We start from the raw sequence: 26,666 nt of genomic DNA, 5'->3' as shown, positions 1-26,666 counted from the left end.
GTCCGCGCCAAGCTGCCTGGCGGGAACCGACCGCCCAGAGCCGTTGGTGAATTCGGAGCACCGTTCCGGCGATAGTGCGGCTGATGGCTGCGCCGCCGGCCCGCCCGACGAGCGCCGCGGCCTTTCACGGCGCACTCCGATAGAAGGCGCTCGCCCGTGAGTTCGGCGGAAGAGAGCACCTGGAAATCGTCGGTCCCGCCGCCTCGCATCGGCCAGTCCCACGCTCGCAGCAACCTGCCTGCAGATCGCGCGATCCTGCATTTGACAGTCCAAATAGCGGCGTGCAGTATACAGCATACAATAAGATTGCTGGCTCGAACCGGCGGTCATTCAGGGCCAGGAAACCACGGAGGTGCGCCCATGCGCGCTCGCGTATCCGTCATCGCCGATCAGCCGCTCGATCGCTGCCCGATGTCATGAGAGGCGCGGCCTGCTCCGGCCGCCGGCAGGGCGATGCCGTCGGTCCCGCTTGAACTCCGCGCAGGCCGACAAAGCCTCCTCGCCACTCTCCAAAGCATTCCTTGCCCCCAAAGCGTTCCCTGCCCGTTCGACGAGCTGACCCGCGATGCACTTGCCCAAAGCCTTCCTTCGCTCGCTCGAGAACCTGCTGATCGCAGCCTTCGTCGTGATGATCATCATGGTCTTCGGCAATGTCGTGCTGCGCTATCTGTTCAACTCCGGCATCACGATGTCGGATGAGGCCTCGCGGATGATCTTCGTCTGGCTGACATTCGGCGGGGCCTTCCTGGTCGCGCTGGAGGGCGGGCATCTCGGCATGACGACCGTCGTGCAGATGCTGGGGCTGCGCGGGCGCTGGTTCGCGCGTCTGCTGGCCGAGGGGCTCTCGCTGCTGTGCATGACATTGCTGGTCTGGGGATGCTGGCTGCAGAGCAGTATCAATTTCAGCAACCTGTCCCCGGTGCTGGGCGTGCCGACCGCGATCTTCTACCTGGCGGGCCTGGCCTGCGGGCTCGGCATCGGTCTCATCAACATCGTGACGCTCATCAAGCTCGTGAGCGGACGCCTGCCTCCCGACCAGCTGATCACCGGAGCGGAATCGGAGGAATTGGCCGCCTTCGAAGCGCATAACCAAGAGCGCCCGCGCTCATGACCATCCTCGTCTTCCTCGTCTCGCTTCTGGGCGCCATGGCGCTCGGCATGCCGATCGCGACTTCGCTCCTGGTCTGCGGCGTCGCCCTGATGATCCATCTCGACGCGTTCGACGCCCAGATTCTCGCGCAGAACCTCATCGGAGGCGCCGACAGCTTTCCCTTGATGGCCGTGCCCTTCTTCATGCTGGCCGGCGAATTGATGAATGCCGGCGGCCTCTCGAAGCGGATCATCGCCTTCGCGATGGCGCTGATCGGGCATGTGCGCGGTGGGCTTGGCTATGTCGCCGTGCTCGCGGCGATCGTGATGGCGAGCATCTCCGGCTCGGCGGTGGCCGACACCGCGGCCCTGGCGGCTCTGCTCATTCCGATGATGCGGCAGGCCGGCTACCGCCTCGACCGCAGCTGCGGCTTGATTGCAGCCGGCGGCATCATCGCGCCGGTGATTCCGCCCTCGATCGGCTTCGTCGTCTTCGGCGTGGCCGCCGGCGTGTCGATCACGCGCCTATTCCTGGCCGGCATCGTCCCGGGCCTGCTGATGGGGCTGGCCCTGGCGATCACCTGGTACGTCCTGGCCAAGGACGAGCCGGTCTCGGCACTGCCGCGCCCCAGCGTGAAGAGCATCGTCAAGGCGGCGCTCGATGGCTTCTGGGCCCTGCTTCTGCCGTTCATGATCATCGGCGGCATGAAGGTCGGCGCCTTCACGCCGACCGAGGCTGCTGTGGTGGCCGCGGTCTATTCGCTCTTCGTCGGCATGTTCGTCTATCGCGAGCTGAAGGTCGAATATCTGCGCCCGGCCTTCCTGGCGGCGCTGAAAATGTCGGCCTCGGTCATGTTCCTGGTCGCCGCCGCGCTTGTCTCGGCCTGGCTGATCACCATCGCCAACATACCGGCCGAAGTCGGCGCCATGCTCGGCCCGCTGATCGAATACAAGATGCTCCTGATGATCGCGATGATGCTGCTCGTCGTCGTGGTCGGCACGGCTCTCGACTTCATCCCCACGGTCCTGATCCTGACGCCCGTGCTGATGCCGATCGTCAAGCAGGCCGGGATCGACCCGGTCTATTTCGGCGTCCTCTTCATCATGAACAACGCCATCGGATTGCTGACGCCGCCGGTGGGCACCGTGCTGAACGTCGTCTGCGCGGTCGGCCGCATTCCGATGGACAAGGTCATCCGCGGCGTCATGCCCTTCCTGCTCGCGCAGGTCGCAGTTCTGGTCCTGCTGACGCTCTTTCCGGAGATCGTCATGGTGCCGGCAAAATGGTTCTACGGGCGCTGAGGCAGCCCACGCACAAGAACAATCAGGAGGAGGCCCCCATGACGATCACCAGACGCACCGCCCTTGCCACAGCCGGCGCCGGGCTTGCCCTCTTTTCCATCGGCCGACCCGCACATGCCCAGGCGGCGAAACTGCGCTTCGCCCATCCCCATCCCGAATCGGATAGCTGGCACAAGGCCGCGCTCCAGTTCGCCGAGAAGGTCAAGGCGAAGAGCGCCGGCAAGCTCGAGGTCCAGGTCTTCGCCAACGGCGCGCTCGGCTCGGATTCGCAGACGATCAGCGCGGTTCGCGGCGGCTCGCTCGACATCTGCCTGACGGGCAACCCGTTCTTCACCGGATTGGCGCCGAAGCTGAACGTCCTGGACCTGCCGTTCCTGTTCCAGAGCCGCAAGCATGTCGCGGCGGTGATGGACGGGCCGATCGGCGATGGCTTGCGCCAGGAGCTCGAAGCCTCGAATCTGAAAGCCCTCGCGACCTGGGAGATCGGCTGGCGCAACCTGACCAACAGCCGCCGCCCCGTCGTGACGGCCGCCGACATCAAGGGCCTGAAGATCCGCACCACGCCCAACCCCGCGCATATCCGCGCCTTCCAGCTGCTCGGGGCCGTGCCGACGCCGATGGCCTTCACCGAATTGTTCTCCGCGCTCGAGACCGGCGCGGTCGACGGCCAGGAGAACCCGGTGACGCTGATCCTCAACGCCAAGTTCAGCGAGGTCCAGAAGCATCTGTCGCTGACCCGCCACGCCTTCACCACCGGGCCCGTGGTGATGAACAAGGCCAAGTTCGATGCGATGGCGCCCGAGCTGCAAAAGCTCCTCGCCGAGACCGCTCTCGAACTGGCTGTCGTCCAGCGCGGGATGAACGAGGGCACGGAAGGGTCGAGCCTGGCGGAACTCAAGAAAGCGGGGATGCAGGCGGTGGAAACGCCGGACCGCGACTCCTTCTCCAGGATCGTCACCGCCGAAGTCGAGAAGGAGTTCGTGACGAAGTTCGGCGGCGAGACGCTCGAGGCGATCAAGAAGGCGGCCATCTGATGGAGATCATCGACCTCTCCATGACGATCGAGCCGCATTTCCGCTGGCCCGTCGAGCTTGCGATCAAGGGCGACATCGCAGCCGGCGACCAGTTCCGCGTCTCGCGAATCAGCATGACCTGCCACGGCTTCTCCCATGTCGATGCCCAGGCCCATGTCATCGCCCATAGCCCGACGATCGAGGCGACGGCGCTTTCGCGCGTCGTCGGCCCATGCCGGGTGCTGGATCTGCGCGACGTCGCCGCCCATCAGGCGATCGATGCCGAGCGGCTCGCCGCCGCCGACCGTGGCGGCCCCGATGGCGAGATCCTGCTCCTGGCGAGCGGATGGGGCGAGAAGCGGGACTACAGGACGCGCGAATTCTGGCTCGACGCGCCCTATCTGACCCGCGACGCCGCGCTCTGGCTGAAATCGCGCAACCCGACCGCGCTCGCCTTCGACTTTCCGCAGGATTTCCCGATCAGGCTTCTGCTCGACAACAAGCATGTGCCCTTCGAGGAGCACGTCACCCATGACATCTGCCTGCGTGCGGGGATCACCCTGATCGAATATGTCGTGAACACCGGCGCCTTGAAGAAGCCAAGGACCTTCCTTTGCGCCGCGCCGCTGAAGCTGCCGCATGCGGATGGCTCGCCGGCCCGCATCTTTGCGATCGAAGGGCTCATCTGAGCCGCGCGGCGAACGCGCCCCGACAGCCGAGCCTCGCCGCACCGGTTCCGGGAATGACGCGGGGCTGGCCTTCAGCGTGCGCTCGGGCGCCTGATGATCGCGTCGACCTCGTCGCGATCGATACGCCGCCGTTCGAACAGCACATTGGCGATGGCCTTCTGGGCCACGCGCATGGCGGGGTTGTAGAGGATTGCGGTGGCGGCCCTGGCGCAGCGCGCCAGCAGGGCGGCCTCGTCGGCTGGCTGCAGAAAGGCGATATAGGGCCGCATCTGTTCCAGATCATCGTCATGGGAATGGATCGCGCCCGGATACCATCTGAGCCCCTCCCCCTCATTCCAGTAGATCATCTCGCCGCAATGGCCGGCGGACAGGATCGTCACCTCGACCTCGGCGCGCCGGAGATCCGCCGACCGTTCGGTCCGGAAGCCTTTCCGGTAGGGCTCGAAACAGGTCTCGCCGCTGACGCCCAAAGGCGGCCGAAGCCAGGCATGGGTGACGTAGCGCTCGTGATGCCAGCCGACGATGATGTGGCCGGCCTCATGAAACGCGCAGGCCGCGCGCCGGATTTCGGCAGGGATGGCGCTGAGATCGGGATGGCGTCTCACGTCTGGTGGTTCTCTGAATGTTTCAGTCTTTGCAGCGGTTTCGGCAACGCCTCGCCCGCAGCGGGCCGTACCCGCCCGGAGCTTTGTTGTAGCGCGTTTTCTCCGCGCAAACGCTTCGCGTTTGTCGCGAGCGAGCCGCTATCCGCTTCGCTCGAAACGCTCCAGCTCCTCCGGGCCGGCTTCTTCCCAGCGATCACCGCGGACACTCAGGCGAAGGCGGCGACGCGTCACTCCCGACAAGGCAGTCCTTCAGACAGCCGATGAACGCCGTCGTGCCCGGCGAGAGCGGCCGGTCGCGGCGGGTGACGACGCCGTAGGAGCCCATGATCGGCGGGACCGCGACGTTCAGGCGGCAGAGCAAGCCGTGCCTGATGTTGAATTCGGCGACATCGGCCGGCATCACCGCCAGCATGTCGCTTTCCTGCAGCAAGGCGACCATCGTCATCATCGACGAGGTTTCGACGACATCGAGCGGCTGGTGGGTCATCATCTCCGCGAAGAGCGGGGCGAGGACCTTGCGCATCGGCGAAGCGGCGGGCAGCAGCGTCCAGGGCCAGGAGGCCAGATCGGCAAGGCCGAGCGAGCTGGCCGCCATCAAGGGATGACCGAGCCGGGCCACGATATGCAGCGGCTCGTCGATCAAATCCTCATAGTCGAACTCGGTGCGTCCCGCGAGCGCCAGCGGGCGCGCGAGCAGCACGTCGAGCTCGCCCTTCGCCAGCATCGGGACCAGGGCGTCGCTGGTTCCGACATCGATGGAGACATCGAGCCGCGGCCTGTCGCGCTTGAGCGCCGCGACTGCCCTGGCGAGCAGGAACGGGATGGCGCTGATGACCGCGCCGATCTTCAGGCGCCCTGTCGCACCGGAGGCGAGCGCCGCGAGCTCGAGCCGCGTCCGGTCGAGATCGTTCAGGATCAATCGCGCATGACGCGTCATCACCTCGCCATAGACCGTGGCCTTCAGGCCGCGCCGCCCGCGCTCGAACAGCGGCAGGCCGAGCGTCGCCTCCAGATCCTGCAGCAGCTTGGTCGCGCTCGGCTGCGTCATGTTCAGCCGGGCGGCCGCCCGCCGCAGGCTTTGGGCTTCGTCGATCGCAATCAGCAGGAGGAGCTGCCGGTTCTTCAATCGCCGCAGCAGCGAGGCGCCCGGCTCGGCCATGGTCTGCGTCATGCGGGGCCTCCCCGGTGATATCGTTTTGGCGATCACATCATCGCCAATCTTCATTATCAAGGCATATCAGACCGGATTAGCCTCTGACCCAATAACGCCGGCGGCACGCATCGCCGGCGATCGGGAGAAGCGCCGCTTACGGACGGACCCTGCGCGCTGTCGCGCATCCGCTTCCCGTCGGAAACGCCATCCCTTGGAAACGCATGAGCCGGCGCAGCCGGCCGGAGGGGATGCCATGTCGGGATTGGACCAGACTCACGCGCCGCAGGGCGGCATCGGCCAGGCGGCGGCCACCGCCTCGGCCGGCACCACGGTGCGCTGGCGCATCTTCGGCATCGTCTTCGTGCTGGTGGTCATCAACCTGATCGATCGCACGGCGCTCTCGATCGCCATGCCGACCATCGCCAAGGAGTTCAATCTCGAACCCGCGATGCAGGGGCTGATCCTCAGCGCCTTCTTCTGGAGCTATGCCGCGCTGCAGATCCCCGGCGGCTGGCTGATCGATAAATTCGGCCCGCGCGCCCTGATCACCGGTGCGACCATCGGCTGGGGCATCTTCCAGACGATCGCCGGCCTGTGCACCGGCGGCGTCACCCTGCTCCTCAGCCGCATCGGACTTGGCGCGGCGGAGGCGCCGCTGTTTCCAGCCGGCGCCAAGCTCAACTCGATCTGGCTGTCGCCTAGGGAGCGCGGACGCGGAGCCGTGCTGATGGATAGCGGCGCGCCGCTGGGCGCGGCTTTTGGGGGCGTCATCATCGCCTGGCTGATCCTGGCCTTCGGCTCCTGGCGCACCGCCTTCATCGTCGCGGGTGTCGCGACCATCCTGCTCGGCTATCTCGCCTGGTGGTATCTGCGCGACGCTCCGGCCGAGCATCCCGGCGTCGATGCCCGGGAACTCGCCCTGATCGAGGCCTCCGCCGCGAGCGCAGCCTCCGCGGAAGCGGCCGCCCCGAAGCAGATCTCGCCGCGCTCGCTTTCGGCCATCCTCCTCGGCCGCATGAGCTGGGCCATGATCAATTTCGGCTTGCTGACCTGGGGGCCGAGCTATCTCGCCCAGGCCCGCGGTTTCGATCTCAAGCAGATGGGCGGCGCGACCTTCGTGATCTTCCTCTCCGGCATGTTCGGCTCGCTGCTCAGCGGCTTCCTCGTCGACAAATTGCAGGAGAAAGGCCTGCGCCGCAGCGTGACCTACAAGCTGGCTTTGGGCTTCAGCGGTCTCGGCGTCATGCTCTCCTTCCTTGCCTTGCCCGAGGTCGCGGACCCGGTGATGGCGGTGGCACTGCTCTCGGTGACGCTGTTCCTGCTCTATTTCGGCAGCCTCTACTGGAGCCTGCCGGCGATCCTGGCGCCCCGCGAGAAGGTCGGCATCGTCGGTGGCGCGATGAATTTTGCCGGCAGCGCCAGCGGCATCGCCATCCCGATCATCACCGGCCTGATCCTGCAGGCCACCGGCACCTATCTGATGGTGCTCTATTTCTTCGCCGCCTGCGCCGCCCTCTATGTCGTCGGCACCATGCTGATCGACTTCCAGGACGCGGAAGCCCGCTGAGAGAACTGAAAACGTGACCGAATTGACTCTCTGGCAGGGGCCGATCGTCGATGCGCACCAGCATTTCTGGGACCCGGCCAGCAATCCCCATCCCTGGCTGAAGCCGGAGGCCAGGATCCCCTTCCGCTACGGCGATTATTCGGCGATCAAGCGCCGCTACCTGCCCGACGACTATTTTGCCGATGCCGCCGGGCATGATGTCCGCCAGACCGTCTATGTCGAGACGGAGTGGGACGAGAACGACCCGATCGGCGAGACACGCTACGCGACGAGCCTGGCCGAGCGCTTCGGCGTGCCCAATGCCATCGTGGCGCAGGCCCGGCTCGACCGCTCTGAGGCCGCAGCGGTCATCGCCGGACAGGCCGCCTTCGCCCTCGTGCGCAGCGTGCGGCACAAGCCGGGCGGGCCGCAGCGGCCCGAGGATGTCGGCGCCCAGCGCACGCTGATGTCGAGCGAGCGCTGGCGCCAGGGCTATGAGTGCCTCGGGCGGCATGGCCTCAACTTCGATCTGCAGACGCCCTGGTGGAACCTGCACGAGGCGGAGGACCTCGCCCGCAGCTTCCCGGCCACGACCATTGTGCTCAACCATGCCGGCCTGCCGGCCGATCGCAGCGAACGCGGGCTTGCAGGCTGGCACGCCGCCATGGCGCGCCTGGCCGATCGCCCCAATCTGCGCGTCAAGATCTCCGGCATCGGCCTGCCCGACCGTCCCTGGACCGTGGCGGATAATCGCTGGATCGTCGAGGAGATCATCGCGATGTTCGGCACCGAGCGATCCATGTTCGCCAGCAACTTCCCGGTCGACAGCCTCTGCGGCTCGTTCGACCAGATCTATACCGGCTTCAAGACGATCGCGGCACGCTTTGCGCAGGACGAGCAATTGCGCCTGTTCGCCGGAACGGCGCGCGAAACCTACCGGCTGGGCTAGCAGAGCCAGGTCACCCGGCCGGACATGGATCACATGGCGAGCCGACCCAAGAGACTGTTTGGAAAGTCCCTGAGCCCTCATCCTGAGGAGCCATTCCCGAGGGAATGGCGTCTCGAAGGATGCTTCAAGAGGCTCCCGAACCGTCTGGAGCATCCTTCGAGACGCCGCTGCGCGGCTCCTCAGGATGAGGGCTCGACTATCCAAACAGCTTTCCTGACCATCACCGCCGACGCCGCGGCAGTGCATGAAGCATCGCGGCCGGCGATTGACCTCGATCAAGGCCATGGCGGCGCAGCGGGGGCACACAGGCAGATGCTTGGAGCGCTGATGATGTTTTCGATCGCGACGATACGGCTGCTGATGCTCGCATTCGGTGCCCTCGGTGGCGCTCTGATCACGATGCAGCCGGGTTGGGCCATGCCGGCCGATGCGCAGCGGCCGGACAACGCTGAAAGCGCCCGGATCGGCAAGCGCGTCGCGCAGCGCTACTGCGGCGGCTGCCATGCGATCGAGGCGACCGGCCTCAGCCCCAACCCGAAATCACCGCCCTTTCCGCTGATCGCCGAGCGCTATCCCGGCAACAACCCGGCGCCCGTCCTGATCGACGGCACCGTCATTCGCCATCCCGGCATGCCCGAGTTCAACCTGCTGGAGAACGAGACCGACGGTCTCGTGGCCTATATCAGGCGGATTTCGCGCAAGTGGAAGCCGACGCCCTGACCGAAAAGGGACTTCTGCGGCGAAAAGGGAGATGAGCGCGATGACGGCGATCAGGACCAGGCGACAAAGACCGATGATGGCGTCCCACGGCCGCTGGGGATTGTTGATGCTCTGCGCCGCCCTGTTGGGCGCAGTACCTGCTCTGGCACAAAGCATCGGCGATGCGCGGGCCGGCCGGGAGGTCGCCACGTCATTGTGCAGCCAGTGCCATCAGATCGACGGAGCCAGTCGCGATCCCCGCCGGGTTCCGCCCGGCTTCGGCGCTGTCGCCGACATGGCGTCGCAGACCGAGCTGTCGTTGCGCGTCTTCCTGCAGACGCCGCATGGCAACATGCCGCGCTATCAGCTCACGCGAGACGAAACCGACGACGTCATCGCCTATATCCTGAGCCTCAGGGCGCGCTGAGGCCCGCGGGCGGTGGAGGCATCATTCGAATCATGCCTCAGTTCGGCCGCGCCACGTCCATGAGCCAGTGGAACGATCCGCTCCCAGTCTGGTTAGGCCATGACCCAGGTGAAGCGCGCGGGTCCCTGGACTTGTCCCTCCGATCGACAGTCCACGCTTGCGCTACCGCTTCACGTCTGGCCGGATCGTTCGAGTGAGGAGATACTGATGCAGCTGCCACATGGTGCCGTCGTCGCGCTGGTTGATGGAAAACATTTCGAGCTTCACCGCAACACGGGCGACGAATCGAACCCCGAACTCGCGGCCCTGGTCTCTCCTGATCTCGACGAGAGCAACAAGGCCGGCGGAGCCGGTCGCGACTCCAGTTCGGCCAACCCGACAGGCCATCAGATCGACGAGGATGCTCACGCGGCCGCTGCAACGCAGTGGCTCAACACACAGGTCCTCGGGCACAAGATCGAGAAGCTCGTGATCGTCGCTTCGCCCCGGACATTGGGCGAAATGCGTCGACATTATCATAAGCAGCTTGAGGTCGCGCTTGTGGCGGATGTCTCGAAGGACCTGATCGGGAAAACCGGGCCGGACCTGATCGCAGCCCTCCAAGCGGCATAGGCCAGCTAACGGCGTCGGCGCGACCTCGCGGTCATGCCGACGCGACGCCGAAGAGACATATCGCGCTGAGCCCGCCCGGTCGGCGAACGGTGGCGTGAAGGCGGTTGCCGCGATGTCAGCGCCGCTCGGCCGGGCAGGTGCTGATGCCAAGCAGGGTGTAAGCAGGGCAGACGCGGAACAGCGCCGTGCCGAGCATCACCACACCAGCCGCCGTCAACGCATATTTCCAGTTGCCCCAGCCTGCGAGCAAACCAGCGGCTTGCGGAATGAAAGCAGCCGCAACCAGAACGACGCCCAGGCCAAAACGCAAAGCGCGATCATAGGCACCGACATTCATGATGTGATCTCCCGGCAAGGTGCATAATACGCCACCTCGCATGCAGCTTAGCCCAATGGTCCGCCCGGACGATTGACGCAGCTCAACCTCGCAGACGACATCGAAGGGCTGGCAGCGTCTGACGCCTTCCCCATGTCGTTCAATCGCCAATTGAATATCGAGGCGGCGCGGAAACCGGCGAAATGGCGTTGCCCGCCTGCGCGGTGAGAAATGGTGCTCCGTCCCTCGCCTGGAGTCGGGATCGCCATCAGCTTTCCATCGCCAGGAAATAGAAGGCAGTGAGGCCCGAGCCGACCGCACCATTGCTGGCAAAGACGCCGAGCATCACGAGCCAGAGTTGCGTCTGCGCGGCCTCGACCGCCAGCATGCCGCCCATGAAGCCAATCTCGACTGCGACGATGACAAGATAGGTCGCAGCGCCCAACAACGCGCCCAGTGCCACGTGAAGCGGCACGGTCCGAAAGCGGTCGGCGTCGCGGCGATCTGGCACTGGCCCGCTCCCTCACCCGAGTCATCTCCATAATCCATCCGGGCAGCGAGTTGTTCCCGGGCGCGCCCTGGTTGGGACGCGCCGAAGCGAAGCCAGCAGGCTCCGCGCGGCATGGCGGCAAGAGCAGCGACGGCGCCCTCATCGAGCGGCAGGGGTGGTGCATGCATCGTCAGCCCTGTTTGGGGTGCGCAAACTGGCCTGCTCCAACGCCGTGCGTTTCGATGCTCCGACCGTCGCCATCAGATTGCGGGCGTCGGATCGACCGTTTTCTGTTCTCGCGATCGCTCAACGACGCGGCCAATCGTCAAGGCCCTTGCTTCGTCGCAAAATCCCTCCTTGCCGAGCGCCAGCCTGGTCAAGCCAATCGCGCCTCAGGGGTATAGTCGACGAGATCGAGGTAACGCGCGATGTCCCTGGATTGAAGCGAGCCAACGATCGTATAAGTTATCGTAGGGGCTGTGCGGCGCGGTCGCCAGTCCAGCGAAAAGATCCCCTCTGAGCTTGGAGGAGGATGCCCGTGGCACCCTGGACTGTAATCGCCTCGTTGATTCTGGTGGCATGCCCCCTGTCAGCCGAAGCGGCTGGCGACCCTGCCGCAGGCGAAAAGATTTTCCAGAGATGCCGCGCCTGCCACCAGATCGGCGAAACCGCCAGGAACGCCGTGGGGCCGAAGCTGAACGGCCTGTTCGGCCGGCCGGCGGGCTCGATCGAAGGCTACAGCTATTCGCCCGCCAACAAGAATTCCGGCATCACCTGGGACGAAGCGACGTTCCGTGACTACATCAGGGCACCGCAAGTGAAAGTCCCCGGCACCAAGATGGTGTTTCCGGGCCTCAAATCCGATCAGGAAATTGACGACGTCGTCGCCTTTCTCAAGCAATTTGACGCTGACGGAAAGAAAAAATAACCGGATCGCCGCAGGACTGCAGCATGGGAGCCGTCAGCATCAAACCTGACATCAATTGACAACCATCGTAAGCAGGACGACAACATTGGGTGACTATGGGCTGAAGGCTTGAATGCCTCCCAGCCCTCCGTGAAGGGTTTGCGCCGGGTTAGGCGCGTGGTCGTCAAGGCGAACCTGAGGTTCGGCCATGGCTGGAAGACAGAAACGCCTGAAACCTGCGAGCGCGCTCAGCCGAGCCCGCGCCCCACGGCATTCATTTGCGGCCGCGCCTCAGCGCCTTGATCCGTCCGTTTCCCATAGCAGGCCCGGACGCTTTCCGGGCCGATTCGTCGTTTTCATACTGAGCGAGACTTCGTCTTCGTAACGTCGCGACGCAAGCGCCGCGGCGCTCCTTGGTTCCTGTTCATCGCCGCCCTGGGCAAGGATGACAGAGCATGGGTATCGCAGTCGCACTGGCTTTGGTGGTGATCGGCTCGGTGGTGTTTCACTTCCTGAGTCCGTGGTGGTGGACGCCGATCGCTTCGAACTGGCGCTATATCGACAACACCATCATCATCACCTTCTGGATCACCGGCGCCGTCTTCGCCGCCGTCGTGCTGTTCATGGCCTATTGCGTCTTCCGCTTCCGCCATCGCGAGGGTAGCCGGGCCGCCTATGAGCCCGAGAACAAGCGGCTCGAATGGTGGCTCGCGATCGGCACGGGCGTTGGGGTGGCGGCCATGCTGGCACCCGGTCTCGTGGTCTGGGGCCAGTTCGTCACCGTGCCGAAGGACGCCGCCACCGTCGAGATCGTGGGCCAGCAATGGCAATGGAGCTACCGGCTTCCCGGCGCGGATGGCCGGCTCGGCGCCACCGATGTTGCCCATGTCAGCCCGGAGAACCCGCTGGGCCTCGACCCGAAGGATCCGCACGGGCAGGACGACATCATCATCCAGGGCGATCAGCTCCATCTCCAGCTCGAGAAGCCGGTCAGGATGCTGCTCCGCTCGCTCGACGTCGTGCATGATTTCTACGTGCCGGAATTCCGCGCCAAGATGGACATGATCCCCGGCACCGTCACCTATTACTGGCTCACGCCGACGCGGACCGGGACTTTCGAGGCGCTGTGCGCCGAACTCTGCAGCACCGGCCACAGCTTCATGCGCGGCGGCGTCGTGGTCGAGCCGGAGGGCGACTATCGGGCCTGGCTACAGCAACAGAAAACCTTCGCCCAGCTCCAGGCTCCGGCCAAGAGGCAGGCGAGGAACTAGAGCGTTTCCGAGTGAAGTGGACACCGGTTCGCGCCAGGAAAACGCGCTGAAACAAGGAGCTGGAGCTGTTGAACGATCCGATGGAAACGGAAACGGCTCTAGGGGCGGCAATGCGGTGAGCCCGGCATCGGGCCGCCTCGTCTGAAATCGAGTGGGAGGGTGTCCTGATGACGGATGTGACACACGGCACTCTGGAACCGCTGTCGGCCGGCGGCATCGACGATGTCGAGCTCTATCATCCCAAGAGCTGGATCACGAAATACGTCTTCTCCCAGGACGCCAAGGTGATCGCCATTCAGTATGCGCTGACGGCGCTGGCGATCGGACTCGTCGCGCTGGTGCTGTCCTGGCTGATGCGCATGCAGATCGCCTTTCCCGGCCTGCTCTCCTTCATCGACGCGGAGCGCTATTACCAGTTCATCACCATGCATGGGATGATCATGGTGATCTACCTGCTGACCGCCTTGTTTCTCGGCGGGTTCGGGAACTACCTGATCCCGCTGATGCTCGGCGCGCGGGACATGGTGTTCCCCTATGTGAACATGCTGAGCTTCTGGATCTATTTCCTGGCCGTGCTGGTCCTCGCCGGCGGTTTCTTCGTGCCGGGCGGGCCGACGGGCGCGGGCTGGACGCTCTATCCGCCGCAGGCGATCCTCGCCAACACGCCGGGCCAGCAATGGGGCATCATCGTGCTGCTGGTCTCGCTGATGCTGTTCATCATCGGCTTCACCATGGGCGGGCTGAACTATGTCGTGACCGTGCTGCAGGGGCGCTGCAGGGGGATGACGCTGATGCGGATGCCGCTGACGATCTGGGGCATCTTCACCGCCACGATCATGGCGCTTCTGGCCTTCCCGGCGCTCTTCGTCGGCGCCGTGATGATGCTCCTCGACCGGCTCATCGGCACGAGCTTCTTCATGCCGGCCATCGTCGCGATGGGCGAGCAGTTGGGCCACAAGGGCGGCAGCCCGATCCTGTTCCAGCACCTGTTCTGGTTCTTCGGCCATCCGGAGGTCTACATCGTCGCGCTGCCGGCCTTCGGCATCGTCTCCGACCTGATCAGCACCCATGCGCGGAAGAACATCTTCGGCTATCGCATGATGGTCTGGGCGCTGGTCGCGATCGGGGCGCTGAGCTTCGTCGTCTGGGCGCACCATATGTATGTCAGCGGCATGCACCCCTCTTTCGGGTTCTTCTTCGCCACCACGACGCTGATCATCGCCATTCCCACCGCGATCAAGGTCTATAACTGGGTGCTGACGCTCTGGCGCGGCGACATCCATTTCACGCCGCCGATGCTGTTTGCGCTCGGCTTCATCGTGACCTTCGTGAATGGCGGGCTGACCGGACTGTTCCTCGGCAATGTCGTCGTCGATGTGCCGCTCTCCGACACGATGTTCGTCGTCGCGCATTTCCACATGGTGATGGGTGTCGCGCCGATCCTCGTGGTCTTCGGCGCGATCTACCATTGGTATCCGAAGATCACCGGGCGCATGCTCGATGACGCGCTCGCGAGGCTGCATTTCTGGGTCACCTTCCTCGGCGCCTATCTGATCTTCTTCCCGATGCATTATATCGGGCTGATGGGCGTGCCGCGCCGCTATCATGAGATGGGCGAGATGGCGTTCGTCCCGCCATCGACCGCGACCCTGAACGCCTTCATCACGATCGTCGCCCTGATCGTCGGCGCAGCCCAGCTCGTCTTCGTCTTCAACCTCGCCTGGAGCCTCAGGAAAGGCCGCCCGGCCGGTGGCAACCCCTGGCGTGCGACGACGCTGGAATGGCAGACGCCGCAGACGCCGCCGGCCCATGGCAACTGGGGCCAGACCCTGCCCGTGGTCTATCGCTGGGCCTATGACTACAGCGTGCCCGGCGCTGCGCAGGATTTCCTGCCGCAGAACCAGCCTCCCGATCCAGGGACCGCGTGAGGAGGGGCCGACATGATCGTGATCGTCATCTTCATGCTCGTCATGGCAGCGCTCGCCGGCTGGTGGCTGTCGGGCCAGGGTCTGGCCACCAGGCCCTGGCTGGAGGTCGGCGTGATCGGCGATAGCGGGAGTGCGCGATCGTCACCTCGGCGGATCGCGAAGCTCGGCCTCGGCACCTTCCTGGTCGTCGCCGGCTCGCTGTTTTCGCTCCTCGTCAGCGCCTATTCGATGCGCATGGGCATGGCGGACTGGCGTTCGCTGCCGATGCCGACCGTGCTGTGGTTCAGCAGCGGGCTGCTGCTGCTGAGCAGCATCGTGCTGCACACGACGGTGATCGCGGCGCGCCGTGACGAGCTTGACGGCATCCGCTCCGGCCTTGTCGCGACCGTGGCGACTTCGCTCGCCTTTCTGGCCTGCCAGGTGCTGGCATGGCGGGAGCTTGCGGCTTCCGGCTATTTCAGCGCGGCCAACCCGGCCAGCGCCTTCTTCTATCTGGTCACCGCGCTTCACGGGCTGCACATGCTGGGCGGGCTGGTGGTGTTGAACCGCACGGCCGTCACGGCCTTCGCCCTGACCGGGACGAGCCCGCCGCAAGCGCTCGCTCGCCTGCGCCTCAGCGTGGAGCTCTGCACCACCTATTGGCACTTCCTGCTCCTGGTCTGGCTCGTCCTGTTCAGCCTGCTGATGCGCTGGACCGACGATCTCATCGAGATCTGCCGCGGATTGCTGAGTTGAAGGTTGCACCGATGAATGAGCTCGCGCCGACCACCCCGAATGCCAAGATCGCCAATGCCAAGATCGCCCCCGCCACCGGCTGGCGCGGCACCGTCGCGGACTGGTCGTCGGACCAGCGCGCCTTCAGGACCGTGTCCTGGGGCAAGGCCATGATGTGGGTGTTCCTGCTCAGCGACACCTTCGTCTTCAGCTGCTTCCTCATCGCCTATATGACGGCCAGGATGTCGACGACCGTGCCCTGGCCCATGCCCAGCGAGGTCTTCGCGCTGGAGGTCTCAGGCCACCATTTTCCACTCCTCCTGATTGCGATCATGACCTTCGTCCTGATCAGCAGCAGCGGCACGATGGCGATGGCGGTCAATTTCGGCTACCGCCGCGACCGCCGCAAGACGGCGGCCCTGATGCTGGCGACCGCCCTGCTCGGCGCGGCCTTTGTCGGGATGCAGGCCTTCGAATGGACCAAGCTGATCTCGGAAGGGGTCCGCCCCTGGGGGAATCCCTGGGGCGCGGAGCAGTTCGGCGCGAGCTTCTTCATGATCACCGGCTTCCACGGCACGCATGTCACGATCGGCGTGATCTTCCTCCTGATCATCGCCCGCAAGGTCTGGCGCGGCGATTTCGACGGCGGGCGGCGCGGCTTCTTCACCAGCCGGAAGGGCAATTACGAAATCGTCGAGATCACCGGGCTCTACTGGCACTTCGTCGATCTCGTCTGGGTCTTCATCTTCGCGCTGTTCTATCTCTGGTGAGGGAGGCCGCCATGTCGCAAACGACGAGCCACGCCGAGATGCAGCCTGCGACCGAGGGCCAGCCTGCGACCAAGGGCGAGGTGCAGCACCACCCGATCCGGCTCTATCTCGTGGTCTGGGCCTGGCTGTTCATCCTCAGCACCTGCTCCTATCTGGTCGATTATTTCCAGCTCGCCGGCTATCTGCGCTGGTCGCTCATCCTGAGCTTCATGGCGCTGAAGGCCGGCTTGATCGTCGCCGTCTTCATGCACATGGCCTGGGAGCGACTGGCCTTCATCTATGCGATCCTGCTGCCGCCGACGCTGCTGCTGGTCTTCGTCGGGATCATGGTTTTCGAATCGGACTACACCTTGCTGTCCCGGGTGACCTTCTTCTCGGCCGGTTGATGAGGGCTCGCCAACCCGCCCTTCGCCGGCTCGCTCGACTACGAGACGACGGCGAAGGATCCGCTCTCGGTCGTCAAGACGAAGAAGACCGACTGCTCGATTTGTCATAGAGGCATTGCCTATTGAATTCGGATGGCTTCTCGCTTGACGACAAGCGCAGCCCGCTGCTGCCAGGGCCCTCGCTCGATCGCAAAATCCCTCGTTGCCGAGCGCACGGCAATCAGCTGTCCACACTCGACGGATTGCGCCCGTAGCTCAGTCGGATAGAGCGTTGCCCTCAGAAGTTGGGGAATCGCGGCTCTGCGCTCCAGAAATTACATCAATATATCAAGATCTTAAGCTGACACTACAGCCGATCCGGGCCAGTTTCCGAGAAGACGGCACAACTGAGCCACAGAGCATCAAGTTATCACTTCAGAAGTTCTGTTCGCCGACGTTTGGCTCGAGCTATGCGCGGCGTGCACGATCACTGATTGCGGACTATCTCGACAAAGCGTGCTGCCAATCGCGAAAGCGGCCGGCTGCGCATCGTCATGAGACAGATCGTGGTGGGGATCTGCGGTTCCAAGGAAAGCTGAGCCAGCCCATCGAAGCGCTGCGCTTGCGTCAGAAGGCTGTCGATCAGCGTAACATCCCCGGGCTCCGCCAGCAGATGCGCCGCTGAAATGCTGTAGGGAACGGTCATGAACGGGGCATATTCGAGCCCCTCCCTCTCGTAGCACTGCGCAATGAGCCAGCCGAGCGGCGACTTCTCGCGATCGAAGCAGATCATGCGCCGAGTTTTCAGGTCATGCAGGCTGACGACGCGCCGCTTCGCCAGAAGATCGTCCTCTCGCACCAGCGCGATGATCTCGCCGCCGGCCAGGGGGGTCAGCGTGATGTCGTCGGTCACGCGCGGAGAGAACATCAGGCCTATATCGGCTGTCCCCAGGGAGAGTTCCGTGGGTGCGTCGCCCATGATCAGCTCGACCCGTACCTGCGGATATTCCTCTGTCAGGCGACGCAAGGCGCGGGCGATGAGTCCGTGGCCGATGCTCGGCGTCGAGGCAATGCGCAGCGGCGTTTCCCGGCCGGCGCGCAACCGGGTCGCGGCGGCTCGCAGCTCGCGCCACTCCTGATCGACCGAGTCGAGCGCAGTCATCAGGGCGGTGGCCTCGGGGCGGAGCACCAGGCGCCCCTCCCGACGCTCGAAGACGGCGACGCCAAGGCTGGCTTCGCTACGCGCTATGATCTTGCTGATGGCCGACTGGGTAAGGTGGAGTCGATGTGCCGCTTCGACGGTCGTGCCGAAGTGATGGACCGCGCGAAGGACCGCGGCATGAGCGGGCGTGAATGCCTTCATGACCCGGATCGCTCCTGCAATTGCGCCAAGAGCAATCGGGCTGCGCGATCGAGAGGCGAGTGCCGGCGATGATGGGCATAGGCCGTCACCAGTGGGCTTTGCTCCAGCGGCAGCGCGGCGAGGCCTTCAACCAGATTGCTGCTGATCACGAACCCGTCGACCAGGGCGATGCCGACGCCCTCGCGGGCGAGATGGCAGGCCGTATCCGTGTGACGAACGGTGATGGCGACCCGCTCGGACAGGCCTGCGCTCGTCAGTGCCTCCTGGAAACTGTCGGACGCGCTGACGCCGTCCGGTCCATAGCTGATCAGGCGCTCTCCCTCGACATCGCCCCTACTGAGATCCGTTCGCCGGGCGAGTGGATGATCGCGCGAGAGCACGCAGACCAGTGGGCTTTGCCCCAGCGCCACATCCTCAATGTCGTCTGCTCTCATAGGACCATAGGAAATGCCGAGATCGGCCTCACCCGTGGCGAGATGCTCCCGCACATGGTCGAACATGATCTCTACCGCTGCCGACTCATCGAGCGCTCGCCGCGTTCGGGTGATGGCCGGCGGAAGGATGCTGTGGGCGAGGCCGGGCACGGTCGCCACCCTCAGCCGATTGACCATGCCGACCCGGATCATGTCCGCTTCATGACGGGCGCGCCTCAACGCACCGAAGAGCGGTTGGGCCTGCCGGACGAGCGACTGAGCCTCCGGGGTCGGCACGAGGCGGCCCTGGATGGTCGTGGCGAGGCTCAGATCGAGCTCTTCCTCGGCTTGCCGCAATGTCTTGATCACCGCCGACTGGCTGATGCCAAGGCCCTGCGCCGCCTCGCCGGTTCCACCGAGTCGGACGAAAGCATCGATCGCGCGCAACGAGGCCAGCTTCATATCTATTCCAAACGGTCGATGATCTTGCCGAATGTTTCATTGGAAGGACTAGAGGCCGTCGTGGAAGGATGCAACTCGTCGCCTTGGCGCGGCCAATGAACCAGGGGATCGGTATGACCAAGCTTCGCTCGTTGATTTCGGCCGGCGCGCTCGCGCTCGCCATCGGCGCCTCGGCGCTCGTGACCGCGCCATCCGCGGCGCTCGCCAAGGGCACCCTCAGGCTGGCGCAGACCCAGGACCTCGTCTCGCTCGACCCGATCGCGACCAGCGACAACGCCTCGATCTACGCGCAGCTCCTGATCTTCGACACGCTGCTGCGGCCCAGCAAAGATGCCACGAAGTTGGAGCCCGGCCTCGCCGAGAGCTGGAAGGTCAGCGACGACGGCATGACCTACAGCTTCAGGCTGCGCGAGGCGAAGTTCTCCGATGGGACATCGGTGACGGCCGCTGATGTCGCCTTCTCGCTGAAGCGCGCCGGCAGCGATGCCTCGAGTTGGAAGCGCTTCTTCTCCGGCATTGAGACGATCGAGACGCCGGACGATCGCACCGTCGTGCTCAAGCTCAAGAAGGTGTTCACACCACTTCTCAACAACCTCGCCCTGTTTTCTTCGGCGATCCTGCCGCAGAAGGCTTTCGAGGCGGCGGGCGACAAGTTCTTCGACAAGCCGATCGGCAGCGGCCCCTTCGCCGTCGCAGCCTGGAACAAGGGACAGGGGCTGTCTCTCAAAAAGAACGCGAACTACTGGCAGGCCGGCAAGCCCGATCTCGACGGCGCCGAGCTGATGGTCATCCCCGAAGGCAACAGCCGTGTGTTGAAGCTGCAGGCCGGCGAGGTCGACGCCGCGATCGACATTCCCCTCAACCAGCTCCAAGCGTTGGCGCGCGACGGCAAGATCAAGACGGCCGTCGCCAACGTCTTCCGTACCGATTTCGTGCTGATGAACACTAAGAAGAAGCCCTTCGACGACCTGCGCGTCCGGCAGGCCCTGAACTATGCCGTCGACAAGGAGGGATTGCTCAAGGCGCTGCTCTACGGAACCGGCAAGGTCTCGAATTCGCCGATGCCGCCGATGGCCTATGCCGATCCGGACCTGAAGCCCTATGCGCACGACATTGCCAAAGCCAAGGCCCTGCTGGCGGAAGCCGGCTACAAGGACGGCTTCAAGACGTCGCTGCTCGTCGATTCCAGCAAGCCGCTGCATCGCCAGCTCGGCCAGGCCCTTCAGGCCGCGCTGAAGCAGATCGGTATCACGGCTGATATCCGCCTCGTCGAAGGCGGCACGCACTGGACCACGACAAAGGCCGGCGACTACGAGATGGCCGTCGCCTATGCGACCAGCGACACGATCGACCCGGATCAGCTCGTCGGCTTCCTGCTCGTCAATCCCGAGCGCGCCAACGCCTATCATACTGAGTGGAAGAACGAACGCGTGAACGAGCTCTACGAGAAGGAGCGCGTCACGGCCGACGGGCCGGAGCGGGGCAAGATGTTCCAGGAAATCATCAAGCTCGCCCATGACGGAGCGCCCTCGGTCTTCCTGTTCTATCCCGGCACTTCCTATGCCTATCGCAGCAATGTCGAGGGCTTCGAGGTGTTGCCGACCTCGAATTTCCGCCTTGAGGACGTGAAGCTGAAGTGACGGACGGGCGCTGCCACGCCGTTCCTGCCGCACCGCCATGCTGATCTACATCGTCAAGCGCCTCGCCCAGTTGGTGCCGGTCCTCTTCGGCATCACGCTGGCCTGTTTCCTGCTGCTGCGCGCCCTCCCCGGCGACCCTGCGACGCTCCTCCTCGGTGCACGCGGTGGTCCCGAGGAGATCGCGCTGATGAAGCAGCGACTCGGCCTCGACCTGCCGCTCTGGCGTCAGTATCTGCTTTTCCTCGCCGATATCGGTTCAGGCAGCCTCGGCCGCTCGGTCGTGCATGCCCGGCCGGTGATGCAGCTCGTGCTCGAGCGGCTGCCGGCCACCCTGTGGCTCGTCGCCTATTCGACAGTACTCGCCGTGGTGATGACAGTGCCGCTCGCGCTCTGGTCGGCAACGCGGCGCGGCGGGCCGGTCGACCTCGCGATCAAGCTCGCCTTCACCACCGTGATCGCGATGCCATCCTTCTGGCTCGGCCTGATCTTCGTCATCCTATTTGCAATCTGGCTGCCGCTGTTCCCGACCTCGGGCTATGCGACGACATGCTCTCGCGCCTGCACCACACGACGCTGCCGGCTCTCGTCATCGCGTTGGCCACTGCCTCTCTCACGATCCGCAGCCTGCGCAGCGCCATCCTCGCCGTGCTCGGCTCGGACTATGTCACGACGGCGCGCGCCAAGGGCGCCGGCCCGGGCCGCCTCATGGGTGTCCATGTGCTGCCCAATGCGCTGATCAGCTCGATCTCGGTGCTCGGCGCGCATACGAGCTGGGTGATCGGTGGCACGGTGGTGATCGAGACCGTCTTCGCCTTGCCGGGGCTCGGCTCGCTTTTCGTCGAGTCAATCTTCGCCCGCGACTATCCGCTGATCCAGGGGCTCACCATCGTCTTCGCCGTCCTCGTCGTGCTGATCAATCTGGCGACCGACCTCGCCTATGCGCTCGCCGATCCCCGCATCAGGCTGGAGTGAATCGATGAGCCGTCTCCGCTCCAATCCGAGCCTCTTCATCGGGCTCGCTATGCTGGCGCTGCTCGCAGCCTTCGTCGCGCTCGGCCAGATCTGGACACCGCACGATCCCTTCGAAGTCGTCTACGGCAACACGCTCCAGCCGCCCTCCCTGTCGAACTGGTTCGGCACCGACGATCTCGGTCGCGATGTCGCCTCGCGCGTGCTGGTCGGCGGCTATGTCGATCTCAAGGTCGCGCTGATCTGCGTCGTCGCGCCGGCCCTTCTTGGCGTGGTGATCGGCGCGATCTCCGGCTTCATCGGCGGGCGCATCGACACCTTGATCATGCGCGTCACCGACATCTTCTGGGCCTTCCCCTTCTATGTGCTCGTCATCGCCATCGTCGGCGTGCTGGGACCGGGCGAGGCCAATCTCTACCTGGCCTTCCTTCTGGTGAACTGGATCTCGTTCGCCCGCATCGTGCGCGGCGAAGTGCTGGTGCTGCGCAATCTCGAATTCGTCCAGGCGGCGCGCAGCCTCGGCTGCACAACACCGCGGATCATCACCGCCCATATCCTGCCAAACGCCGTGAACCCGGCGATCGTCTACGCGATGGCCGACGTGGTGCTGACCATCCTCGCCGTGACCTCGCTCAGCTTCCTCGGCCTCGGCATCCAGCCACCGACGCCGGAATGGGGGCTTATGATCTCGGACGGGCGCCAGTTCCTGTTCGATGCCTGGTGGATCGGAACCTTTCCGGGATTCGCGATCATCTACACCGGCGTCACCTTCGCACTGATCGGCGAAGGCCTCGACACCGCCCTTCGGCCCAAGGGCTGATCTCCTTTTCCGACCAGCCTGCGACAGGTGCGCCATGAGCCTTTTCGACACCGACGAAAACCTGCAGCGCATCGGCACGCTGCTGACGGCGAAGGCGCAGGCCATCTTCCGCGAACGTAGTGTTCCGACCGAGCAGTTCGGCTTCGTGCTGCTTCAGCCCGCGCCGGATGGCGGGCGGCCCAAGGGCGCTGCGCTTCGGCCCGACTGGCTCAGCTACCCTTGTTCGCTGGTCAAGGTCTTCTTCCTCGTCGCAGCGCAGGCCGCGCTGGAAGCGGGGCATCTCACCGAGCACGAGGAGCTGGATCGCGCCATGCGCGACATGATTCTCTGGTCCTCGAATTCCGCGACCAATTACGTCATCGACCTGCTGTCTGGAACGACCGGGGATACGCTACTTTCTGAATCGGAGATGGCAGCGTGGATGGATCGACGTCAGGTCGTCAATCGCTTCTTCGTGCAGCTCGGCTCGCCGGGGCTGGCCGGGATCAATCTCAATCAGAAGCTGATGGACGACCTGCGCTATGGCCGGGAAAAGATCGGTCTCGACCGCTCGCCCGCCGGCCACAACGCCCTCACGCCGATGGCGATGGCCAGCTTGATGCACGCGATCTTCCATGGCTCGGTGCTGACCGAGGCGAGACGAGTGAAGGTCCAGAATCTACTCGCCCGCGATCTAGCGAGCCCCTTCCGTCAGCGGGGAGCCTATCAGGTCACGGGCTATTTGGCCGGCGGCACGCCTGAAGGAACGCAGATCTGGTCGAAAGCTGGGCGCACTCGCTGGCTCGGTGACGCGCGCGCGGATTTTCGACGTCATGACGCGCTTCGGGCCGTTCTGCCAAATGGCGTCGAGTTCATCCTGACAGTGTTTTCACAAGGCGAGGCGATCGCTGAGGATGACGGGTTTCTGCCGCAGCTAGGATCCATCGCTGCGAAAGAGATCCTAACGCTTTGATTCTCGTTGAAATCTCATCGAGCTCTACACGACGCGACACTGAAGCTGCGCCTCGCCCCCCCTGGAGAATACTGCCTGCTAAAGTCAGTCTGCCGAGGGAGCAGGTCCCTCCGAAGCTGGGTTCGCGCCCGAGGCACTACCAAAATCACCCTGCATCGACAGCAGCTTGCGCCGCGAATTCTCGGGTGAGATACGACCACGTTTCGGTTCGGCACGACCGCGCCACATTCAGCTGACCATCGGCTCGAATAGCCGAAAAAATTTCGGCGCGGCCCCATCATCGCTGGATGATATCCTTGCTTTCGAATCGATGAAGCAGGCGCGGAGAGCCCGACCTTGAACAGCATTCCTAGCGGACGCTTTGTCGTGCTCGACTTCGAGACGACCGGACTCAGCCCGGCCATGGGCGCACGCGTGATCGAGGTGTCGGCTCGCGAAGTGGTGGATGGTCGGGTCGGCCAAGAATTCCTGACCTTCGTCGACCCGGGCGTTCGCGTGCCGGCCGAGATCACGCAGATCACCGGTATAACCACTGCGATGCTGGAGGGCGCGCCGACCACGGCCGCAGCCATGCGTCAGCTGACGTCTTTCATCGGATCATCGCCGATCGTTTGCCATAATGCAGGGTTCGATCGAAAATTTTACGAGCACGAGGCGAATGATTTCCTTGAAGGGCAACGCGTTCGCACTCTTTGCACGCTCCTCCTGGCTCGACGCCTATTTCCAGGCCGGGCAAGTTATCGACTGGGCAGCCTTGTCGGCGAAATGGGCATTGTGCCTTCCGGACGCCTGCATAGAGCCAGTGCGGATACGTTTGTGACCACGCAGCTGTTCGATCGCATTTGCGCCGACGCGCGCTCTCGCTGTCGCCCCGAGCATTTCGATCACGACATGCTGCACCGACTGCAGCGTGTTCGGATTGCGGGAGCCTATGACTGGCTGGCGGCGTTAGGCAGTCCGGACTCTGCGTCGCAGCGCAATTCCGGATCGGCCGGGAGTGTTACGCAGAGCGCCAGCTCGGTGCACTAGCCCAGATGACCGCCTGCTGCGGGACGATCGTTGGTTTTGGCTCGCCACACCATCCGGATCTTGCCGAGCAGGACGAAGGCGGCGTGTCTCAAACGAAGCGGCCTCCGGGACACCTGATGCGGTTCAGAAACTCCGTCGCTTATTGAGGGAGTGACTTTACCCGATCGTAAGTGCTCGCATGCTACTGTCCGGTCATGTTCGCAGCCCAAAACGGATCTGACTTGGATCGACGGCGTCACTACAGGCTGCAGGTCGCAGTTCCGGGACGTCTTATGCTCCCCGACCACTCGGAGCATGGTTGCGAGACAGTGAACGCCTCGCCCGGCGGCCTCATGATCAAGTCTGCGGTCGCCCCCTACAAGGGCCAACGTATCGTCGGCTATTTTTCCGAGCTTGGCCGTATCGAGGGGACCGTAACGCGCATCCTCCGCGACCGGTTCGCAATCAGCGTCAAATCGACGATGCGCAAACTCGAGAAGACGGCGTCGACTCTGACGTGGCTGGGCAACCGCGACGACCTGGGCTTGCCCGACAATCGTAAGCATGAGCGGATCTCCCTGACCCATGCGTTCAGCGTGGTGACCCTTCCCGATGGTCGCTCGGCCCCAGCGCGAATCCTGGATGCTTCAATGGAGGGGGTCGCATTTGCGACGCAACTCACCATACCGCCCGACATCAGCTTCAAGGTCGGTAGCAGATCCGCTCGTGTGACTCGGGTCATGAACGGGGGCTATGCCGTCGCCTTTGCCCGGCCAATATCGGCCGACGAATGGCACAGGGACATTGTCCTCTAGAGAATGCCTGCGCTGGATAGAGCGTTGCCCTGCGAAGCAGGCTGCGCGCCTCTTTGATTTCGAAATTATCAAATATTTTCAATTATTTATATGACTTACCCGATATTCGCCGACGGTCCGGTCTGTGATCGGTACAACCGCGCCGCGCTCGACGAGGCGACTGCCCCAGTAAGCGCATGCGGCGCCGCTATGGCCTTCGGAGCGCCCAGCCCTGCTGACGATCGCCGGTCTGATAGAAGTGGCGAACGCGCTTTATGAACTGCCTGAAGTCCGGGTTCTCCTCGACAAGGCGATTGCAAGTCGTCCAGTCGACGGCCGCGCGCTCTCGCGCGGGGATCAAAACCTGGCTCTCTGACGGATTATCGCAGTCCAGCCGGATGACGCCGACACCGTGCAGCGCATAAAGCATGCGTAGCTCCTGCATCGTATCCACGCCTTCGACCTCGGCGGTTACGAGGTAGGCGATATTCGACCAGGTCGAGTTTGAAACCGCTTGGAAATAAGCCTCGCGCACATTCGAACGGTTTAGCAGGCGCTTGACCTCAGCCGACCAGAGCCTCGCCCGCGAGTCTCCTGTCTGGCTGACGCATTGCTTGAGTTCATCGTGCCAGCCCTGGGTCAGATCCTCGATGCCGACCACATCGGGATAGAGCCACCGATTGCCGTTGACCCCACGCTTGTTCGATGAACGGCGCTCATCGATGCGCATGGCATCAACAGAGAACTCCGCCGCGAAATATTCTCCGAGCAAGGGATAGAGCTCGTGCTCAGATAGCCCGGAATCCACAACTTCAAGGCTGGGGGATTGCGCCCTCGGAATCTGGGTCAATGACGGAGCCTGCTCGGCATCGATGACCTCGAGCTCGAGGCTCTTCTCCGACCAATAGAATTGACGCGGGCGGCTCTCCGTTACACGGACTTGGGGAAATCGATCCTGGATTATCTTCCGCTGCGAGCCGATTTCGGCGACGATCTGCTGGATGAGGTCCGCATCCGTTTCGAGGGTCGGACTCTTCGCTTTCTTCGCCGCGCAGGCCTCAGGATACCTCTCTAAGATCAATACGGCGATCTCGCGTGCCTTGAGGCGCTGCTCCGGACGCTCCTTGAGCAATTCCGGAACGGTTTTTGACAGCTGAAGAGACGGGGACGACATATCGGGAGGTTGCCTCGGGTTGCCGTTGCAACCTAACGTGCGCCTGTCGCTGGTCAATGATATCAGAGGATCGGTGGGCCAAAGCCTCCAAACCCAGCACCCGTCCCAGATGAGGCGCCTGTGGGGTGCCGCCGAGATTTTTTGCCGAAGTGGTGAACCAGACCCTCTGCAGGGGGATGCTTGGGGGCGTAGGTTCAAGTGACCTATTGCATCGCGCGCGCGCTCT

The 26,666-nt window shown here is 64.1% G+C and carries 28 protein-coding genes and 1 pseudogene; 22 read left to right on the top strand and 7 right to left on the bottom strand.

What is annotated here, in order from left to right; translation table 11 throughout:
- The first annotated feature begins 565 nt into the window (after nt 1-565).
- Genes CYD53_RS25185 through CYD53_RS25170 form a run of 4 tightly spaced genes read left to right on the top strand, consistent with a single transcriptional unit; the run spans nt 566 to nt 4,093 of the window.
- Nucleotides 566-1,111 (top strand): TRAP transporter small permease, encoded by a 546-nt coding sequence (locus CYD53_RS25185; protein WP_103720839.1) that lies wholly within the window; start codon nt 566-568, stop codon nt 1,109-1,111.
- On the top strand, nt 1,108-2,391 hold the full coding sequence (locus CYD53_RS25180; RefSeq protein ID WP_103720838.1) for a TRAP transporter large permease: 1,284 nt from the start codon (nt 1,108-1,110) through the stop codon (nt 2,389-2,391). The genes CYD53_RS25185 and CYD53_RS25180 overlap by 4 nt, the downstream gene beginning before the upstream one ends.
- 38 nt (nt 2,392-2,429) lie before the next feature.
- A complete protein-coding gene (locus CYD53_RS25175) occupies nt 2,430-3,425 on the top strand; it encodes a TRAP transporter substrate-binding protein (protein WP_103720837.1) in 996 nt (331 codons plus the stop codon).
- On the top strand, nt 3,425-4,093 hold the full coding sequence (locus CYD53_RS25170; RefSeq protein ID WP_103720836.1) for a cyclase family protein: 669 nt from the start codon (nt 3,425-3,427) through the stop codon (nt 4,091-4,093). Before CYD53_RS25175 ends, CYD53_RS25170 begins: the two co-directional genes overlap by 1 nt.
- Before the next feature lie 71 nt (nt 4,094-4,164).
- Here the strand turns inward: CYD53_RS25170 and CYD53_RS25165 are convergent, their stop codons facing one another.
- Nucleotides 4,165-4,698, bottom strand: coding sequence for a hypothetical protein (locus tag CYD53_RS25165; RefSeq protein WP_103720835.1), 534 nt, complete (start codon nt 4,696-4,698; stop codon nt 4,165-4,167).
- A gap of 193 nt (nt 4,699-4,891) precedes the next feature.
- Nucleotides 4,892-5,869, bottom strand: coding sequence for a LysR family transcriptional regulator (locus CYD53_RS25160; RefSeq protein ID WP_245928426.1), 978 nt, complete (start codon nt 5,867-5,869; stop codon nt 4,892-4,894).
- 235 nt (nt 5,870-6,104) lie between these two features.
- Between CYD53_RS25160 and CYD53_RS25155 the strand changes: the two genes are divergently transcribed.
- From CYD53_RS25155 to CYD53_RS25135, 5 genes are all read left to right on the top strand, one after another.
- Nucleotides 6,105-7,418: an MFS transporter gene (locus tag CYD53_RS25155; RefSeq protein WP_103720860.1), complete on the top strand. Its 1,314-nt coding sequence runs from the start codon at nt 6,105-6,107 to the stop codon at nt 7,416-7,418.
- 13 nt (nt 7,419-7,431) lie between these two features.
- Nucleotides 7,432-8,346 (top strand): amidohydrolase family protein, encoded by a 915-nt coding sequence (locus CYD53_RS25150; protein ID WP_103720834.1) that lies wholly within the window; start codon nt 7,432-7,434, stop codon nt 8,344-8,346.
- A gap of 327 nt (nt 8,347-8,673) precedes the next feature.
- Nucleotides 8,674-9,066, top strand: a complete 393-nt coding sequence (locus CYD53_RS25145; protein WP_146056005.1) for a c-type cytochrome — start codon at nt 8,674-8,676, stop codon at nt 9,064-9,066.
- Nucleotides 9,067-9,142: 76 nt separating this feature from the next.
- A complete protein-coding gene (locus CYD53_RS25140; RefSeq protein ID WP_245928425.1) occupies nt 9,143-9,472 on the top strand; it encodes a c-type cytochrome in 330 nt (109 codons plus the stop codon).
- A 99-nt stretch (nt 9,473-9,571) separates the two neighbouring features.
- Nucleotides 9,572-10,084 carry a baeRF12 domain-containing protein gene (locus tag CYD53_RS25135; RefSeq protein WP_245928424.1) on the top strand — a complete coding sequence of 171 codons (513 nt, stop codon included), beginning with the start codon at nt 9,572-9,574 and terminating at the stop codon, nt 10,082-10,084.
- A gap of 115 nt (nt 10,085-10,199) precedes the next feature.
- Here CYD53_RS25135 and CYD53_RS25130 read toward each other — a convergent pair whose 3' ends face one another.
- Nucleotides 10,200-10,421 carry a YgaP family membrane protein gene (locus CYD53_RS25130; RefSeq protein ID WP_103720831.1) on the bottom strand — a complete coding sequence of 74 codons (222 nt, stop codon included), beginning with the start codon at nt 10,419-10,421 and terminating at the stop codon, nt 10,200-10,202.
- 247 nt (nt 10,422-10,668) lie between these two features.
- The gene (locus tag CYD53_RS25125; protein ID WP_103720830.1) at nt 10,669-10,911 is read right to left on the bottom strand and encodes a hypothetical protein; all 243 of its coding nucleotides are present in this window, start codon (nt 10,909-10,911) and stop codon (nt 10,669-10,671) included.
- 535 nt (nt 10,912-11,446) lie between these two features.
- Between CYD53_RS25125 and CYD53_RS25120 the strand changes: the two genes are divergently transcribed.
- The 6 genes from CYD53_RS25120 to CYD53_RS25095 all read left to right on the top strand — a co-directional run bounded on the left by CYD53_RS25120 (nt 11,447) and on the right by CYD53_RS25095 (nt 16,866).
- Nucleotides 11,447-11,818: a c-type cytochrome gene (locus tag CYD53_RS25120; RefSeq protein ID WP_425428342.1), complete on the top strand. Its 372-nt coding sequence runs from the start codon at nt 11,447-11,449 to the stop codon at nt 11,816-11,818.
- Between the two features lie 434 nt (nt 11,819-12,252).
- On the top strand, nt 12,253-13,068 hold the full coding sequence (locus CYD53_RS25115; protein WP_103720829.1) for a cytochrome c oxidase subunit II: 816 nt from the start codon (nt 12,253-12,255) through the stop codon (nt 13,066-13,068).
- Nucleotides 13,069-13,235: 167 nt separating this feature from the next.
- Nucleotides 13,236-14,996 (top strand): cbb3-type cytochrome c oxidase subunit I, encoded by a 1,761-nt coding sequence (locus CYD53_RS25110; protein ID WP_103720828.1) that lies wholly within the window; start codon nt 13,236-13,238, stop codon nt 14,994-14,996.
- A gap of 12 nt (nt 14,997-15,008) precedes the next feature.
- Nucleotides 15,009-15,731: a cytochrome c oxidase subunit 3 gene (locus CYD53_RS25105; RefSeq protein ID WP_103720827.1), complete on the top strand. Its 723-nt coding sequence runs from the start codon at nt 15,009-15,011 to the stop codon at nt 15,729-15,731.
- Nucleotides 15,732-15,742: 11 nt separating this feature from the next.
- The gene (locus tag CYD53_RS25100; protein ID WP_103720826.1) at nt 15,743-16,480 is read left to right on the top strand and encodes a heme-copper oxidase subunit III family protein; all 738 of its coding nucleotides are present in this window, start codon (nt 15,743-15,745) and stop codon (nt 16,478-16,480) included.
- A gap of 11 nt (nt 16,481-16,491) precedes the next feature.
- Entirely contained in the window at nt 16,492-16,866 is a 375-nt protein-coding gene (locus CYD53_RS25095; protein ID WP_103720825.1) for a cytochrome C oxidase subunit IV family protein, read from the top strand.
- 466 nt (nt 16,867-17,332) lie between these two features.
- Here the strand turns inward: CYD53_RS25095 and CYD53_RS25090 are convergent, their stop codons facing one another.
- Both CYD53_RS25090 and CYD53_RS25085 read right to left on the bottom strand, forming a co-directional pair.
- Nucleotides 17,333-18,208 (bottom strand): LysR substrate-binding domain-containing protein, encoded by an 876-nt coding sequence (locus CYD53_RS25090; protein WP_103720824.1) that lies wholly within the window; start codon nt 18,206-18,208, stop codon nt 17,333-17,335.
- The gene (locus CYD53_RS25085) at nt 18,205-19,083 is read right to left on the bottom strand and encodes a LysR family transcriptional regulator (protein ID WP_103720823.1); all 879 of its coding nucleotides are present in this window, start codon (nt 19,081-19,083) and stop codon (nt 18,205-18,207) included. The genes CYD53_RS25090 and CYD53_RS25085 overlap by 4 nt, the downstream gene beginning before the upstream one ends.
- A gap of 113 nt (nt 19,084-19,196) precedes the next feature.
- Between CYD53_RS25085 and CYD53_RS25080 the strand changes: the two genes are divergently transcribed.
- The 7 genes and pseudogenes from CYD53_RS25080 to CYD53_RS25055 all read left to right on the top strand — a co-directional run bounded on the left by CYD53_RS25080 (nt 19,197) and on the right by CYD53_RS25055 (nt 25,287).
- The gene (locus CYD53_RS25080) at nt 19,197-20,723 is read left to right on the top strand and encodes an ABC transporter substrate-binding protein (protein WP_103720857.1); all 1,527 of its coding nucleotides are present in this window, start codon (nt 19,197-19,199) and stop codon (nt 20,721-20,723) included.
- Nucleotides 20,724-20,760: 37 nt separating this feature from the next.
- Nucleotides 20,761-21,051, top strand: a pseudogene (locus CYD53_RS30780) (ABC transporter permease); the annotation flags it as partial.
- 218 nt (nt 21,052-21,269) lie between these two features.
- Complete coding sequence (locus CYD53_RS25075) at nt 21,270-21,695, top strand: ABC transporter permease (RefSeq protein WP_103720822.1); 426 nt, start codon at nt 21,270-21,272, stop codon at nt 21,693-21,695.
- A gap of 4 nt (nt 21,696-21,699) precedes the next feature.
- Entirely contained in the window at nt 21,700-22,512 is an 813-nt protein-coding gene (locus tag CYD53_RS25070) for an ABC transporter permease (RefSeq protein ID WP_210202428.1), read from the top strand.
- Between the two features lie 34 nt (nt 22,513-22,546).
- A complete protein-coding gene (locus tag CYD53_RS25065) occupies nt 22,547-23,464 on the top strand; it encodes a serine hydrolase (RefSeq protein ID WP_103720820.1) in 918 nt (305 codons plus the stop codon).
- Between the two features lie 336 nt (nt 23,465-23,800).
- Nucleotides 23,801-24,493, top strand: a complete 693-nt coding sequence (locus tag CYD53_RS25060) for a 3'-5' exonuclease (protein ID WP_103720819.1) — start codon at nt 23,801-23,803, stop codon at nt 24,491-24,493.
- A 194-nt stretch (nt 24,494-24,687) separates the two neighbouring features.
- Nucleotides 24,688-25,287 carry a PilZ domain-containing protein gene (locus CYD53_RS25055; protein ID WP_103720818.1) on the top strand — a complete coding sequence of 200 codons (600 nt, stop codon included), beginning with the start codon at nt 24,688-24,690 and terminating at the stop codon, nt 25,285-25,287.
- A gap of 187 nt (nt 25,288-25,474) precedes the next feature.
- Here the strand turns inward: CYD53_RS25055 and CYD53_RS25050 are convergent, their stop codons facing one another.
- A complete protein-coding gene (locus CYD53_RS25050; RefSeq protein ID WP_103720817.1) occupies nt 25,475-26,440 on the bottom strand; it encodes a COG2958 family protein in 966 nt (321 codons plus the stop codon).
- Between the last annotated feature and the right edge of the window lie 226 nt (nt 26,441-26,666).

Origin of the sequence: Allobosea psychrotolerans, from assembly GCF_002917105.1 — a bacterium.
GTDB lineage: Bacteria > Pseudomonadota > Alphaproteobacteria > Rhizobiales > Beijerinckiaceae > Allobosea > Allobosea psychrotolerans.
The sequence above is the reverse complement of the archived record's forward strand: the minus strand, read 5'-3'. Positions and strand labels throughout refer to the sequence as shown.